Origin of the sequence: Oceanobacillus picturae (assembly GCF_000612865.1) — a bacterium.
Classification (GTDB): Bacteria; Bacillota; Bacilli; order Bacillales; family Amphibacillaceae; genus Oceanobacillus_B; species Oceanobacillus_B jordanicus.
This window is the reverse complement of the sequence record NZ_CCAX010000001.1, coordinates 1,795,199-1,811,139: the sequence shown is the minus strand read 5'-3', so window position 1 is coordinate 1,811,139 and position 15,941 is coordinate 1,795,199. Positions and strand designations below refer to the sequence as shown.

General features: G+C 40.5%; 12 protein-coding genes and 1 riboswitch. Of the genes, 11 read left to right on the top strand and 1 reads right to left on the bottom strand.

Going from position 1 to position 15,941, the window contains the following annotated elements; genetic code table 11:
- Positions 1-446: 446 nt before the first annotated feature.
- Entirely contained in the window at positions 447-1,601 is a 1,155-nt protein-coding gene (locus tag BN988_RS09155; protein ID WP_036575444.1) for an acyl-CoA dehydrogenase family protein, read from the bottom strand.
- 607 nt (positions 1,602-2,208) lie between these two features.
- On the opposite strand from BN988_RS09155, the gene BN988_RS09150 reads away from it, so the two are divergent.
- From BN988_RS09150 to BN988_RS09095, 11 genes are all read left to right on the top strand, one after another.
- Positions 2,209-3,225 carry an ABC transporter ATP-binding protein gene (locus BN988_RS09150; RefSeq protein ID WP_036575442.1) on the top strand — a complete coding sequence of 339 codons (1,017 nt, stop codon included), beginning with the start codon at positions 2,209-2,211 and terminating at the stop codon, positions 3,223-3,225.
- Entirely contained in the window at positions 3,212-4,141 is a 930-nt protein-coding gene (locus BN988_RS09145; RefSeq protein WP_036575439.1) for an ABC transporter ATP-binding protein, read from the top strand. The genes BN988_RS09150 and BN988_RS09145 overlap by 14 nt, the downstream gene beginning before the upstream one ends.
- A gap of 7 nt (positions 4,142-4,148) precedes the next feature.
- Entirely contained in the window at positions 4,149-5,111 is a 963-nt protein-coding gene (gene opp4B / locus BN988_RS09140; RefSeq protein ID WP_036575438.1) for an oligopeptide ABC transporter permease, read from the top strand.
- 27 nt (positions 5,112-5,138) lie between these two features.
- A complete protein-coding gene (locus tag BN988_RS09135) occupies positions 5,139-6,047 on the top strand; it encodes an ABC transporter permease (protein WP_036575435.1) in 909 nt (302 codons plus the stop codon).
- 155 nt (positions 6,048-6,202) lie between these two features.
- Positions 6,203-8,044, top strand: coding sequence for an oligopeptide ABC transporter substrate-binding protein (opp4A, locus tag BN988_RS09130; protein WP_036575433.1), 1,842 nt, complete (start codon positions 6,203-6,205; stop codon positions 8,042-8,044).
- Between the two features lie 296 nt (positions 8,045-8,340).
- On the top strand, positions 8,341-10,188 hold the full coding sequence (asnB, locus tag BN988_RS09125) for an asparagine synthase (glutamine-hydrolyzing) (RefSeq protein WP_036575431.1): 1,848 nt from the start codon (positions 8,341-8,343) through the stop codon (positions 10,186-10,188).
- 352 nt (positions 10,189-10,540) lie between these two features.
- The gene (locus tag BN988_RS09120) at positions 10,541-12,931 is read left to right on the top strand and encodes a penicillin acylase family protein (protein WP_051557872.1); all 2,391 of its coding nucleotides are present in this window, start codon (positions 10,541-10,543) and stop codon (positions 12,929-12,931) included.
- A gap of 69 nt (positions 12,932-13,000) precedes the next feature.
- Positions 13,001-13,282 (top strand): YciI family protein, encoded by a 282-nt coding sequence (locus BN988_RS09115; protein WP_036575428.1) that lies wholly within the window; start codon positions 13,001-13,003, stop codon positions 13,280-13,282.
- A 47-nt stretch (positions 13,283-13,329) separates the two neighbouring features.
- A riboswitch (PreQ1 riboswitch) is annotated at positions 13,330-13,376 on the top strand.
- A 77-nt stretch (positions 13,377-13,453) separates the two neighbouring features.
- A complete protein-coding gene (queF, locus tag BN988_RS09110; RefSeq protein WP_036575426.1) occupies positions 13,454-13,942 on the top strand; it encodes a preQ(1) synthase in 489 nt (162 codons plus the stop codon).
- A 43-nt stretch (positions 13,943-13,985) separates the two neighbouring features.
- Positions 13,986-14,627 (top strand): queuosine precursor transporter, encoded by a 642-nt coding sequence (locus BN988_RS09105; protein ID WP_036575424.1) that lies wholly within the window; start codon positions 13,986-13,988, stop codon positions 14,625-14,627.
- 481 nt (positions 14,628-15,108) lie between these two features.
- A complete protein-coding gene (locus BN988_RS09095; RefSeq protein WP_036575421.1) occupies positions 15,109-15,939 on the top strand; it encodes an MIP/aquaporin family protein in 831 nt (276 codons plus the stop codon).
- Positions 15,940-15,941 lie beyond the last annotated feature (2 nt).

Genomic DNA, 15,941 nt, shown 5'->3' with positions numbered 1-15,941 from the left:
CCACCCCTTTGGCTAAATTTATATACCTGTGTTAAATGAACATAGTAAATCTTGTATACTATTACCTTTTTTGAAGAAAGTTAATCTTACAGTTAGATTGCAATTCTATTGCAGAGGGTTGTTTACTATTTTGGAAGGGAGGGGGAGATGGGGGCATCGGCTGTGGAGCCGTGAACATCAGCCAAGAGCGAGCAAATATCGGTTAAGAAGTTGTGAACATCGGCCGAGAGCGAGCAAATATCGGCTGAGAAGCTGTGAGTATCAGCCGAGAGCGAGCAAATATCGGCTGAGAAGCTGTGAGTATCACCCCAGAGCGAGCTAACATCCCCCGAGAACTAGCAAGCATCGCTCGTGAAAGCAAAACCGCCAGACAATGCGCAACACCACCTATCCACACTAAAAATCCCCTCCGATCCGCAACGCAAACCAGAGGGGTTACAACAAAACTATTCATTTTCTTTTATGCTTTTATCGGCTAACTGCATGATGGTCATATCATCCATTGGCGGGTTATGAAGGCCTGCTCTTACATCACGATAATAGCGCTGAAGCGGATTTTTCCGTGAGAGACTCCTTGCACCTGCCACGCGCATTGCCAAATCAACTGCTTCAAGTGCTTTATTCACTACAGAAAGCTTCACGGCACCAAGTGTAGGTTTCATTTGGTTGCGAGTATCATCAGTAGCCGAGTCCCATTCCTGCGCTACAGCTTGTAAGAAATAAGTGCTTTCCATCAATGCTAGCTCGATGTCACCGAGTTTCTGTTTTACATTAGGCAAGTCAGAAATGGTGCCTTCCACACTATTAGGAGAATAACTAGTAGCAAAATCAAGTGCATGGCGTTGAGCAGCACGTGCTATTCCTAAGTAGCAGGCAGGTATATGAAGAAGCCACCCTGCTGCAGGTTTTTTGCCTGGTGTTAGATTTTCTACCAAGTCATCCTTATTAATAGGGACATTCTCTAGAATTAGGTCATGGCTACCAGTGCCTCTCATGGCAATAGAATCCCACGTTTCCTCAACCTGAACACCAGGTAAACCACGTCTAACAAGAAAATTCGCTACCTTGTCTTGGTCTTTGATAAAGGCGCTGACCACAATATAATCCAAAACAGGGGCCAGCGTAGTGAAGGTCTTACGTCCGTTCAGTACCCAACCGTCCGCTGTCAATGTTGCAGTGGTTTCAGGCTTGCCACCTCTAGTTGGGCTGCCTGTTGCAGGTTCAGAGGCAGCATTATTGATTAAGGCGCCAGTTTTGACGACATTTTCAGCAAAACGACGATATGTTGCTTCGTCCCAGACATTATTTTCTCCGAGGTGCTTCGTAATCCCCATATGCCACCCAACTGCAAGTGCAGTGGAGCCATCAGCTTCGGCAATAAGCTGCTGCAGGGACAATAACTCAGACAACGAAATACCTGCCCCACCATATTTTTGTGGAACAGTAAGTGCCGTGTAGCGTGCATTCTTGAGCTCTTGGAAATTCTCAAACGGAAAACTTGCTTCTTCATCGTGTTTAGCAGCTCTTTCTTTAAAGGGCTTAATTATCTCTAATAATGCTTTTTGGCGTTCTTCCTTTGTTTGTAAATCAAGTAAATTCAATTTATTTCCTCCTAATGTCTATAAAATTACTTGGGATTATATATATTATTCCATTCAGTGCGAAAATTTACAAAAGAAAGAGCCTATTAAGAGAGAGGGGGAGAATAGTAGAGAAAATGGGGTAAAATTCTCTGGAAATCGACGTATATAAAGCTTTTTCTACAATACTAGCATGTTGAACTTACTAGATAAAAGTCCTCACAAATGACAGGATTCCACAAAATCTAGAAATTTATACCTAGAAATTGTATGAGAAGCTATTGCTTTTTTGGAAATATTCACTTATAATCACATATAATCTATTAAGTTTTTATTAAGAATTTATTTCTTACACATACTTCCAACTTTTATAGATTTCAAAGGTAGATAAAACAATGCTGATTTGAAGTGAGTGAGCATATGGGATAATAAAACGTCGAGGGTACCCCTTTAATGTTTTGAATTTTCAGAAGAATAGAAAAAGCGGCGAAAATGGAAAAATAGGCAACATAACTACTTTTTTCTACCTTAAATATTCAGAACGTTCATTCGATAACCAAAATTAGCACGAGTTACTGGCTATTAGGCCAATATATAAAACTATAGAAATATTTGTAGGGGGATTAATTTGAGTAAAGAGTTGTTAGAAATTAAAAACCTAAAGACCTCATTTAGAATAAAAGATGACTATTATGCAGCAGTGGATGATGTAACGTTAACACTGAATAAGAATGAAGTACTTGGAATCGTAGGTGAATCTGGTTCCGGTAAAAGTGCACTTGCATTTTCAGTTATGGGATTACATAATCGCGCCAAAATTGAAGGGAATATTCATTTTAAGGATGCAGATATTGCCAATATATCACCTACTAAACTAAATAAGTTACGCGGTGATGATATGGCCATGATTTTCCAAGATCCCTTAACCGCCTTAAACCCATTGATGCCAGTTGGAGATCAGATTGCAGAGGCAATTCTTCTCCATAAGAAAGATATGTCAACAAAACAGCGTAGAAATAAGGTAGTTGATTTACTCAATAAAGTAGGTATTCCTCGTCCGGAGCATACCTATGATCAGTTTCCACACGAGCTTTCTGGTGGTATGAGACAACGGATAATCATTGCGACCGCTATCGCCAACCAGCCAGAGCTCCTTATAGCAGACGAGCCAACAACTGCGCTAGATGTAACCATTCAAGCACAGATACTGGACTTGATTCGTGACTTAAAAGAGGACATGAATGCCGGAATTATTCTCATTACACACGATCTTGGTGTTGTTGCAGAAATGGCTGACAGGGTTGCAGTTATGTACGCAGGCCAAATCGTAGAGATTGCAGAAGTTGGGGCATTGTTTGATAACCCTCTTCACCCGTACACAAGATCGTTGTTAAATTCCATGCCATCTGAGGATGAAGCACAGGATAAATTACATGTAATTCAAGGAATTGTACCATCATTGCAAAATCTGCCACGTCAAGGCTGCCGATTTGCTGCACGTATTCCTTGGGTTGATGAATCAGCCCATGAAGAAAACCCGGAATTACATGAAGTAACGCCAGGTCACTTTGTTCGCTGTACATGTCATAACCATTTTTACTTCCCAGATGAGAGCAAGGAGGAGCAAGCAAATGGCGTTTCTTAAAGTAGAAGATTTAAAAGTACATTTCCCTATCAAAGGTGGACTATTTAATCGTACAATCGGCGCAATCAAAGCTGTTGATGGTGTGTCCTTTGAAATCGAGCAAGGTAAAACGTATGGTCTAGTTGGTGAATCTGGATCAGGTAAAACGACAACAGGTAGAGCAATTGTTGGATTAAATGAAATTACCGAAGGCAAAATCACATATGAAGGCGAAGAGTTGAATATAAAAGGAAAGGCGATTGATCCACGAAGAGACATTCAAATGATCTTTCAGGATCCATATTCTTCCTTGAATCCAAAAAAACGCGTGTTCGATATCATTGCAGAGCCATTACGAAATTATGAAAAGCTCTCAAGAAAAGAAGAAAAACAACGTGTTCATGAACTATTAGAACAAGTTGGGCTAAGTCCAGAGAGTATTTTGAAATATCCACATGAGTTTTCCGGTGGGCAAAGGCAACGGATTGGGGTTGCAAGAGCAATTGCCTTGAAACCAAAACTAATCATTGCTGATGAACCAGTTTCTGCACTAGATGTTTCTGTACAAGCACAGGTACTAAACTTTATGCAGGATATACAAAAGGAACTAAATTTAACCTATTTATTTATTAGTCATGACCTAGGGATTGTAAAACATATGTGTGACGAGATCGGCATTATGTATAAGGGCCGTTATGTAGAATCAGGCACGAAGCAAGATATTTTCAACAATCCACAACATATATACACGAAAAGATTGGTTGCCGCGATTCCGGATATTGACCCGAAAAAACGGGGAGAAAAGAAGCAATTTAGGCAGGAAGTACAAACGGAATACGAGCAATCATACAATGACTATTTTGATAACGAGGGCTTGGCTTACGGTTTACAATCCGTATCCGATACACACTTAGTAGCTTTGCCGGAGAAAGGTTGAATAGAACATGTGGAAATTCATAGTTAGACGACTTTTTATAACACTACCTCAAGTTATTCTATTGAGTGTCTTAATATTTTTAATGGCACAAATGATGCCAGGTGATGCACTATCTGGACTTATTGATCCAAATATTGATCCTGCAGCGATTGAGCAACAAAGGGAAAACCTAGGGTTAAATAATCCATGGTATGTACAATACACAGACTGGATAACTGGAGCATTACAGGGAGATCTTGGGCAGTCATTCCGATATAAAATGCCTGTAACAGAATTAGTGGAACAACGTTTAATTAACACTTTCTGGCTCTCTGTTGCCACATTACTTATTACTTATATCATTGCTATTCCGCTAGGTATCACAAGTGGTCGGTACAATGATTCTTGGGCAGACCAAATGATAACTGGTTATACTTATATAGGATTTGCAACACCGTTATTTATCTTCGCACTTGTAATGCTATGGGTGTTTGGATATCAGTTAGGCTGGTTCCCAACGGGCGGAAGTGTTGCTCCAGGTTTAGAACCAGGATCGTTTGATTATGTACTAAGTAAATTGCAGCATCTTTTACTGCCTGCCATTTCAATGGCACTCATCACTACAGTAAACACAGTGCAATATTTGCGAAGTGAAATTATAGACACCAAACAGAAAGACTTTATTATTACAGCAAGAGCAAAAGGTGCTTCTGAATCTAGAGTCTATAATCGACATATCTTAAGAAACTCACTATTACCGATTGCAGCATTTTTCGGTTTCGAAATTACTGGGCTCATCGGTGGGACCGTGTTTGTGGAGAATATATTCGGATATCCGGGTATGGGGGATCTATTTATCCAATCCATTTTGCTACGTGACTATAGTGTAGTAACAGCAGTCGTGTTACTGTTCGGTATTGCTTCGATTTTAGGGGCATTGATCTCCGATATAATCTTAAGTCTAGTAGACCCACGTATACGTATAAAATAGAAATCGATTGACTCTGAGGTGAAAAAAATGGAATCAAAAGAAATAAAACTCGATGATACACAGCATGTGGAAACGAAAAGTCCATCTGGTTTTAGTATCATCTGGCGAGAGATTGTACGAGACAAAATAGCATTAGTCTCTTTAATCCTATTGGTTTTAATAACAGGCTTTGTATATGGTATTTCCTTATTCCTTAATCAAGACGAAATTGTAACAGTTGATTTGTTTGCGATACATGAACCACCTGGTGAAGATTTTCTTCTCGGAACCGATTATGGCGGTAGAGATATTTTCGGGCAGCTAATTATTGGGACACGAAATTCATTATCTATTGGGATCTTAGTTACCTTGATGACAGGTGTTATCGGTGTACTATATGGTTTGGTATCAGGCTACTTCGGAGGAACGATTGATAATATCATGATGCGTATCGTTGACTTCTTTTTAATCCTACCATTCCTAATGATTGTTATCGTATTCGTTGCAATTGTTCCGAAATATAGTGTTTTGTCCTTCTCGCTTATTATGACAGCATTCTTATGGATGGGAATTGCAAGACTCATTCGTTCAAAAGCTTTACAGGAAAAAGAATTGGATTATGCACAAGCTTCTAAAACATTGGGATCCTCCAATTTAAAAATAATGTTAACGCAAGTATTACCTAACTTAAGCTCATTAATTATAGTAACCATGACGTTAAACCTTGCAGCAAATATTGGCTTGGAATCAGGCTTATCCTTTTTAGGATTTGGCTTTCCTGAAAGCACACCGAGCTTAGGAACATTGCTAAGTTATGCTAGAAACCCACAAACGTTGGAATATCGATGGTGGATTTGGGTTCCAGCTGCCATCTTAATATTAGTATTAATGCTAAGTGTTAACAATGTCGGGCAGGCATTAAAACGGGCCACCGATGCAAGACAACGAAGAGGGTAATATAGATAGCTTTACCCTCTATGCGGAACATTTAATCATTGTTACCTGCATTTCTATGACTAAATGTAGAAATGTTGAGTATATATTGTAACGGCCCGATTTATCCTATCGGTTCTGTTACACAAAAGAAAGGCAAAAAAAGGGAGGTTATTAGGATGACGAAAGCAAGGTGGAGTAAGGCGCTATTCGCACTTATGCTTGTTTTGTTGCTTGCGCTTGCAGCGTGTAACAGTGGTGGAGATTCTGAGGAAAGCAAAGGCTCTGACACAGAAGGAAGTAGTGAAAAAGATGGGGATAAAGAAAAATCAGAAGATGGATTATATTCTATCGATGACTTTAACGCTGCTAAGACAAATGAAGGAGACGCAATTGAAGGTGGAGAACTGAACTTTGGTTTAGTTAGTGATACTGCTTTCGAAGGAACGCTAAACTGGAATTTCTATTCAGGAGCTCCTGATGCAGAAGTAATCAATTGGTTTGATGAACCAATGTTGTATAATGATGAGAACTTCCTTTATACCAATGATGGTCCAGCTTCCTATGAAGTGGATGATTCAGGAAAAGTATTTACTTTTACTATTAAGGACAATGTAAACTGGCACGACGGCGAACCAGTTAAAGCTGAAGACTGGGCATACTCTTTTGAAGTAATCGGAGATGCAGCGTACACTGGTGTTCGTTATGGTTCTGATTTTACAAACATTGAAGGTATGGATGAATACCATGCCGGAGAAGCAGACTCTATTTCTGGTATTGAAGTTGTAGATGAAAAAACATTGAAAATCACGTTTAAAGAATCTACACCATCACTACTAACCGGTGGAATCTGGCCATATGCAATGCCTAAACATATCTTTAAAGATATCGCTGTAGCAGATATGGCTGAATCACCAGAAGTACGCGAAAACCCGATTGGAATGGGTCCATTTAAAGTAGATAGCCTTGTTCCTGGGGAATCTGTAACATATGTGAAAAACGAAGACTATTGGCAAGGAGAAGTAAATCTTGACAAAGTTACACTAAAAGTTATTAACCCAAGTACAGTCGTTCAGGCTCTAGAAACAGGCGAAGTAGATTTAGTTGATAGTTTCCCTGTTGATCAGTTCCCTGATAATGCAGATATGTCAAATGTTGAATATTTGGGTATGACTGATTTAGCCTACACATATATTGGGTTTAAGCTAGGAACATGGGATAAAGAAGCTAAAGAAGTAAAACCAGATGATAGTATGAAAATGGCAGACGTTAACTTGCGTAAAGCAATGTGGCATGCTGTTGATAATAACGCAGTTGGAGAAAAATTCTATAACGGGTTGCGTTGGAATGCAACTACATTAATTCCGCCATCACATCCTGAATTCCATGATGCTGAAAATCCTGGTGTAGAATATGACCCTGAAAAAGCGAAACAAATTCTTGATGAAGCTGGATACGAAGATGTGGATGGCGATGGCATGCGTGAAAACCCTGAAGGCGAAGAGTTGGTAATTAACTTTGCTTCTATGTCAGGTGGAGACACTGCTGAACCACTAGCTAACTACTACATTCAGTCTTGGGAACAAGTTGGTTTAAATGTACAATTACTTGATGGACGTCTACAAGAGTTCAACACATTCTACGATCGTGTAGGGCAAAGTGGCGATGACGATCCGGCTGTAGATATTTTCCAAGGTGCATGGAGCGTAGGCTATGATGTGAACCCTGATGGACTTTATGGACGTGACGCATTATTTAACTTCCCACGTTATGCTAGTGAAGAAAATGACAAATTATTGGAAGCAGGCGTATCGGCTGATTCCTTTGATGTAGAGAATCGTAAAAAAGTTTACAATGAATGGCAACAGTTAATGGTAGATGAAATTCCAGTATTCCCTACGCTATATCGTTCAGTATTAGTACCGGTAAATAACCGTGTACAAAACTACTCTATTGCTGTAGACTGGTTTGACAGATACAACCTAGCTGTTACTGCTGAAGAAGCACCAACAGCTGAATAAGCATAAAAAAAGAAGATCCTTTACGGGTCTTCTTTTTTTGCACATTGAGAAAGTATAAAATTTCAGCAAGGAAGTAAAGTAGACGCAGTTGAAATTTTGGGGTACCAAGTATAAGAAAAACATACACGTTCGCTAAAGGGCGAGAGAATGCGAGTTTTTCTAAACGAATTTTTACATATTTGCATATTTCGTAACTGTATCTACATAGCATGTTAACTTAAGGGCGCGCATACTTTTTTGCCCACATGCATAGGATGGTCTGTATAGATTTTTGCAACGAGAAAGGATGACGCACTATGTGTGGGATTGCCGGCTATGTAGATTGGCATACATTTGCACGTTCAGATAAAACCATCATAGAAAATATGACAGATACCCTGTCACTTAGAGGACCGGATGATACGCAGTATTGGTTCCATCCTCACGCTGCCTTTGGACATAAACGTTTGTCTGTAGTAGATTTAGAAGGCGGCGTACAGCCGATGACCAGAAAGGCGAACGGCTACCAATTTACAATTGTTTATAATGGAGAGCTATATAATACGGAAGAATTGAGAACCGACTTAATTAAACAAGGGTATCAGTTTAAGACTACATCTGATACAGAGGTTCTACTTACGGCCTACATTGCTTGGCGAGAAAAGTGTGTAGACCACTTAAATGGAATATATGCTTTTGGGGTTTGGGATGAAGAGAAAAATCAACTTTTTATGAGTCGTGATCGTCTTGGTGTAAAACCGCTTTTTTACTATGAGGCAGAAGGGAAATTTGTGTTTGGGTCAGAATTGAAGGCTATTTTGGCACATGTTGATGTAAAACCAGAAGTAGATAATTCAGGTCTTGCAGAAGTATTTGGACTAGGACCATCACGAACACCAGGTCATGGCCTATTTAAAAGCTGTAAGGAATTGCGAGCAGGACATTCTTTGACCTATTCCAAGCAAGGATTACAGGTATGGCGCTATTGGAATGTAGCGAGTAAACAGCATACCGATTCATTGGACGAAACAGCAGAAAAAGTAAGACATTTATTCGTTGATGCAGTGCAACGTCAGCTCGTTGCAGATGTACCCGTATCAACCTTTTTATCAGGTGGGTTAGACTCCAGCGCGATTACAGCAATCGCTGCAGAGCATTTTGAAAAACTGAGACAAGAACAGCTTACAACTTTTTCAATAGATTATGAGGGAAACGACGAGCATTTTGTTGCAAGTAAGTTCCAACCATCTAGTGATCAACCGTGGATAAAGAAAATGGTTGCTTATAGTAAAACAGATCACCATGATGAAGTGATAAGCGGAAAGGAACTTGCGGACCACTTGAAGGAGTCTGTTTATTTGCGTGACCAGCCTGGTATGGCAGATATTGATTCATCAATGCTATGGTTTTGCGGGAAAATTAAAGAGCATACAACGGTGAGTTTATCAGGAGAATGTGCTGATGAGATCTTTGGTGGCTACCCATGGTTTCATAACCCTCCAAGTAGTGAAGAAGCAAGCTTTCCTTGGATGCGCTCCCTTGATTCGAGGGTGGATTTATTACTCCCAGAATGGCAGGAAAAGCTGGATCTTAAAGTATATGTAGAAAATCGCTATCAGGAAACGATCGCAGAGACCCCGCGCTTGGAGGGAGAGACGGAAGAGGATGCACGTCGTAGAGAACTCTTTTACTTGAACATGCACTGGTTCATGGCACAGCTGCTTGATCGTAAGGACAGGATGAGCATGGGCGCCAGTCTTGAGGTCCGAGTACCCTTTGCAGATCATAAGCTTGTAGAATACGTTTGGAACATTCCATGGGATATAAAAATGGTAGGAGATAGAGAAAAAGGGATTTTACGTAAAGCAATGGAGGGCATATTACCTGATGAAGTGCTATATCGCAAAAAAAGCCCATATCCTAAAACATTTCAACCAGAGTACACGAAGGCAGTCGTTACCTGGATGGAAGAAATTTTAGATGATGAAAATGCCCGGCTTTTTGAATTCATGGATAGAGAGAAAGTGAAAGCCATTTTGGAAAGTGAAGGCAAGGAATTTAAGGATCCATGGTATGGTCAGCTTATGAAAGGGCCGCAACTCATTGCTCATTTATGCCAAATTGACTATTGGCTGCGGAAGTATAATGTGACCGTATCCGAATAAGCATAAAACCCTGCAAAAGTGCAGGGTTTTATTTAATAGAGAGGTATTAGCGTGGCTTACAATCAAACAGATGCACCAATCAACGGCCTGCGCACTCCAATCAATTAAACAGGAGCGCCAATCAACGGCACGCGCATTTCAATCAATCAAACGGGAACGCCAATCAACGGCACGCGCACTTCAATCAATCAAACGGAAACGCCAATCAACGGCACGCGCACTTCAATCAATCAATCAAACAGGCTCTCCGCATCACTACACAAGATCTCCAGTCGACCAAACATCGGAATGAGCAGGATTATTCTAAATGATGGCGAATAAGCTATATCATAGAGAAAATTTAATTGGGGGAATGACGGTGGAGGCACAAAGTATAGAAGTAATCCAAGAAACAAAAAAGAAAAAATGGAAAAAACGGGTCCTGATAACTACTGGCATAATCATAATTATTCTACTTATTACCTTATTTTTTGTAAACGCATACATAAACCGTTCTCTGGCACAAGTTGATGGCGAAATTGACCTGGCAGGATTACAGAATGAGGTAACAGTTGTAACAGATGAACAAGGAGTGCCACATATTAGCGCAACCACAGAGCATGACTTATATATGGCTCAAGGCTATGTGCAGGCTCAACACCGGATTTTCCAAATGGAAATGTCGCGTCGCCAAGCTTCAGGGACATTGAGTGAAATCGTAGGTTCAGCAGCAGTGGACAATGATAAATACTTCCGTACATTGGGGTTAAGAAGAGCGGCTGAGAAATCATATGAGCTATATACCGACGAATCCAAAGCTGTACTGCAGAGCTTTGCAGATGGCGTCAATGCCTATATTGAAGAAGCAATTGAAGAAAACAGTTTACCAATTGAGTTTACGTTGATGGGTTCCAAGCCAGCTGAATGGACACCATTAGACTCCCTAACTATTGGAAAGTATATGGCATTCGATTTAGGCGGACATTGGGAAAGCCAAGCCTTTAATCACTACCTATTAGAAACATTTGACGAGGAAAAAGCATTAGAACTTTTCCCCACATATCCGAAAGATATGCCGACTATTATCGGAGAAGGGGAGCTGGATATTGCGACTAGCTTTGAGAAGGCAGTGATCCCTCATACATTTAATGGGAGCAATAACTGGGTGGTTAGCGGTGATAAAACAGCTTCAGGCATGCCACTGCTTGCAGATGACCCGCATTTGGGGTTAGCAACACCCTCGATTTGGATTCAAATGCATTTACAAGCAGAGGAAATGAATGTAAGTGGCGTGATTTTCGCTGGAGTACCGGGAATTATTCTTGGCCATAACGAGGATATAGCCTGGGGCGTAACCAATACAGGGCCGGACGTGCAACAGCTATATGTCGAAAAGCGTAGCCCGGAAAACGACACAGCATTTCTTTATGAAGATAGCTGGGAAGAAGCAAATGTTATTGAAGAACCAATTAAGGTAAAAGATGAAGAAACAATCGATTATGACGTGATAGAAACAAGGCACGGTCCTATTATTTCCGAATTTGCTGAGGACACAGGCAAAGATACCGTTCTTTCTTTAAGATGGACAGCCTTGGATGCGACAACAGAGCTGGAAGCGATTTTGTCTATCAATAAAGCAGCTGATTGGGAGCAATTCGAAACAGGTTTAGAGAAGTTCCTTGCTCCAGCACAGAATTTTGTGTTTGCCGACAAGGATGGCACCATTGCCTATAAGGCTAACGGAAACATTCCCATCTATGAGGATGGGGAAGATGCTTTGCTTCCATTAGCCGGATGGGAAGCAGAAAATGAATGGAAAGGATTTATACCGTTTGATGAACTCCCTCGTGTAGTAAATCGGGAAAAAGGCTATATTGCCACAGCGAACAATAAAATTACCGGAGACGATTATCCGTACCATATAAGTAATGTGTGGGCACAGCCATACAGATATGAGCGAATTTCGGAAGTGTTAGAATCAGGAACAAACCTAACAGCAGAAGACATGATGGCAATACAGGTGGATATTAAAAATTTGCGTGCAAGAGAATTTGTCCCGCTTTTTATAGAGACTTTAAGTGGAACCGAGCATACAGATATCGAGCAACAGGCTATCCAGCTGTTAGAAAAGTGGAACTATGAAGATGATGTCGAAAGTTCCCAAGCCCTCCTTTATCACCATTGGATGGAAGAGATCGAAAACCGGTTATATAAAGATATACCACGTAACATGATGGGCATGTTTTCTGGTAAAGGACAAACAACAGATGAATTGTTACGAACCGCGCTTCGTGGAGATACTTCTATTTGGGTCGAGGAAGAAGGCGGGATAGAAGGGCTATTGGGAGAAACATTTAGTAAAACGATAGAGAAGCTACAGGAAGAGTATGGGGACTCGATAAATGGATGGCGATGGGGAGACTATCACCAGGTTCAATTTGTCCATCCACTCTCTGGAATCAATCCTGTCCTGGCCTTTTTCTTCAATAATGAAAAGCCGATGGAAGTCGGAGGAAGTAGTGTTACACCAATGGCAGCAAGCTATGACAAAAAGACAGGGATGGTTGATCACGGGGCATCCTGGCGTTTTGTGATTGATTCCAATGAAATGCAGAAGGGCTATCATATCGTCGGTCCAGGGCAATCCGGGCATTTTAAGAGTGATTGGTATGATGACCAGTTGGAAGATTGGGTGTACGGAAACTATCATGAAACAAATCTTAAGTCATTCAATGGCGAGGAACTTACTTTAAAGCCGGAATAATTCCACTTGCCATGTGGCGAGAAAAACGACAAAATAAGAGATATGCTAGAAATAGAAAGGGAGAACATAATGAATTACTATGCGGCATTGTTGCCAATGAAAGATGAGGAAAAAAGTAAAACGTATCGTCCTGACCATTTAGCCTATTTGGAAGAGATGGAGGAACAGGGGAAAGTATTTGCCAAAGGTAGATTTACAGACGGTGCTGGTGGACTTGTCATTTACCAGGCTGATAGTCTAGAAGAAGCAGAAGTATTAGTTAAAGCAGATCCGTATGTTGAAAAAGGTGCACGAAATTATGAAGTGCATGAATGGACAATGGTGCTTGTAGGGGACAAACCACAATCATAATTGCATTGACAGTGCTATGGCCAATCGATATAATATGTCAGGTAACAATGCGAGAGGTTCTTAGCTTAAACCCTCTATAAAAAACTAAGGACAGATGATGCGAATCAAGCCATGTGCCTTAGTAGGTACATGGCTTTTTTGATGTGAAAATAGGAAAAGGAGGTATATACGATGAAAGAACAAGATCTTTCCGAACTAACACTGCTTGGAAGTCAGGGAACAACCTATGCGTTTGACTATAATCCTGACGTGCTAGAAATCTTTGAAAACAACCATCCGGACAGAGACTACTTTGTGAAATTTAATTGCCCTGAATTCACGACACTTTGTCCAATGACAGGGCAGCCAGATTTCGCTACCTTGTACATAAGCTATATTCCAGATGTGAAAATGGTAGAAAGTAAGGCTCTTAAATTGTATTTGTTCAGCTTTCGTAACCATGGTGGGTTTCACGAGGATAGTATCAATGTGATCATGAACGATTTGATTAACTTGATGGATCCTAGGTACATCGAGGTTTGGGGTAAATTCACACCACGTGGTGGCATCTCGATCGATCCATATTGTAACTATGGGAAGCCTGGAACAAAGTATGAAAAAATGGCAGAGCAACGACTAATGAATCATGATCTTTATCCAGAAAAAATAGACAATCGATAATAGAGGGTTGCTAAGTTCTTCTCATATAAAGAGGAGAGAAAAAATGTATTTATATCTAAATGCTTTATTTGCAGGACTGTTAATTGTATCAAATATTCTCGGTGTGAAACTTTTTGCAATCGGAGAGTTTATTTTGCCGGCAGCGGTTATTGTATATGTTATTACCTTTATCATCACGGATGTTATTGGGGAGGTGTACGGGAAGCGAGCTGCAAGGAAGACGGTTCAGGCAGGATTTCTGACACAGATCCTCGTACTCGTTTTTGTATTTATTGCAATCGAGTTACCAGCGGCACCAGTCTTTACAGTACAGACAGAATTCGAAACCATTCTAGGTGGTAGCTTTCGTGTGATGCTAGCAAGTCTATTATCTTACTTGGCCAGTCAGCACTTGGATGTCAGCTTGTTTCATCGCCTAAAAAAGAAGCATGGTAATAGTAAGCTATGGCTACGTAACAATCTCTCCACAATGACGAGTCAGCTGGTGGATACGAGCATCTTTATCACCATTGCATTCTGGGGAACAGTGCCAACTGCCGTTTTACTTGGAATGATTGCCACACAATATTGTTTTAAACTGCTTGTTGCCATTGTAGATACTCCTATTGTGTATCTTCTTGTCAGACTAGCGAAGCGTGACAAAGATAAAACTGAATCGAGCGATTTACTTGTAAACCATTCCTAACATCGGAATGGTTTTTTTCGCATTGGAGCATAAACAATCTAGCTCTAGGAAACTTGCACTACGAAACTGTTTCATTTCCCGGGAAATATATGTCGTTATTTGCAAGAAAACACCACCTAAAGGATGAGATAGCAGCGGTATTTTTTTAATTTTCGTTACATAAACTAATAACGCTTGTGCTTGTACCTCATAAGAGCAAAAAGGGGGGCAGTCCATATAAGACTTTCTGCGTGTAATGACTTGTATACGGTTCAAAGGTATGAGGCAGGTAAGAAAGAAATCTAATAATCTAGGAATAATTTATTAAAACTCATTGACACCGCTTTCAGTTTCGTTTATGATGAAAGCACAAGTTAATTATGTGGCGGAGATATGGAGACCCACACTTTAATAGATATTCCTTGCTAGGAGTATGTCTGTTAAAGTGTGGGTCTTTTACCGTTGGCAATTAACTATTAATGAACATAAAGGGGTGTTTTACATGTCCGAGTTTTTAGCAGAACTTATTGGTACAATGATTTTAATCATTTTTGGTGGCGGTGTAGTAGGTGGCGTCGTCTTGAAGAAAACCAAAGCAGAAGGTGCTGGCTGGGTAGTCATTACAATTGGCTGGGGTCTTGCTGTTGCTTTAGGTGTTTATGCCGTTGGGAATTTTTCAGGAGCACATTTAAACCCTGCCGTAACGCTCGGATTTGCCGCAATTGGTGAATTTCCGTGGGCCGATGTACCATTATACATTACAGCACAATTAATTGGTGCCATGATTGGGGCAGCAATCGTATTCTTTAATTATCTACCACATTGGAAAGAAACAGAAGATCAAGGTGCTAAGCTGGGCGTATTTGCTACAGATCCAGCAATTCGTAGCCCATTCTCCAATCTAATTAGTGAGATGGTTGGAACTTTTGCTTTATTAATGGGACTTTTATTCATCGGTGCAAACGAATTCACAGAAGGTTTGAACCCAATTATCGTTGGTGCTCTTATCATTGCAATCGGGATGTCACTTGGTGGAGCTACAGGCTATGCGATTAACCCTGCAAGGGATTTGGGTCCACGTATCGCACATGCGCTTCTTCCAATACCAGGAAAAGGCGGTTCTGACTGGGGATATTCTTGGATCCCAGTAGTAGGACCAATTCTTGGAGGTATCTACGGAGCAGTATTCTATAATGCTATGTTTCTAGGAAACTTTGGTGCTCTCTTCTGGATAATGAGCGCATTAGTAGCAATCCTATTCATTGGTGCAGCAAATGCAGAATTGAAAAAAGGAAAAAGTACAGCAAACAAAGTAGAACAAAAAATTTCTTAAGG

Excerpts from the sequence above, each read along its gene's own strand:
- opp4A (WP_036575433.1), top strand. The coding sequence starts at position 6,203 with ATGACGAAAGCAAGGTGGAGTAAGGCGCTATTCGCACTTATGCTTGTT.
- BN988_RS09105 (WP_036575424.1), top strand. The coding sequence starts at position 13,986 with ATGTATTTATATCTAAATGCTTTATTTGCAGGACTGTTAATTGTATCA.
- BN988_RS09120 (WP_051557872.1), top strand. The coding sequence starts at position 10,541 with ATGACGGTGGAGGCACAAAGTATAGAAGTAATCCAAGAAACAAAAAAG.
- BN988_RS09135 (WP_036575435.1), top strand. The coding sequence starts at position 5,139 with ATGGAATCAAAAGAAATAAAACTCGATGATACACAGCATGTGGAAACG.
- BN988_RS09115 (WP_036575428.1), top strand. The coding sequence starts at position 13,001 with ATGAATTACTATGCGGCATTGTTGCCAATGAAAGATGAGGAAAAAAGT.
- asnB (WP_036575431.1), top strand. The coding sequence starts at position 8,341 with ATGTGTGGGATTGCCGGCTATGTAGATTGGCATACATTTGCACGTTCA.
- BN988_RS09145 (WP_036575439.1), top strand. The coding sequence starts at position 3,212 with ATGGCGTTTCTTAAAGTAGAAGATTTAAAAGTACATTTCCCTATCAAA.
- BN988_RS09095 (WP_036575421.1), top strand. The coding sequence starts at position 15,109 with ATGTCCGAGTTTTTAGCAGAACTTATTGGTACAATGATTTTAATCATT.
- queF (WP_036575426.1), top strand. The coding sequence starts at position 13,454 with ATGAAAGAACAAGATCTTTCCGAACTAACACTGCTTGGAAGTCAGGGA.
- opp4B (WP_036575438.1), top strand. The coding sequence starts at position 4,149 with ATGTGGAAATTCATAGTTAGACGACTTTTTATAACACTACCTCAAGTT.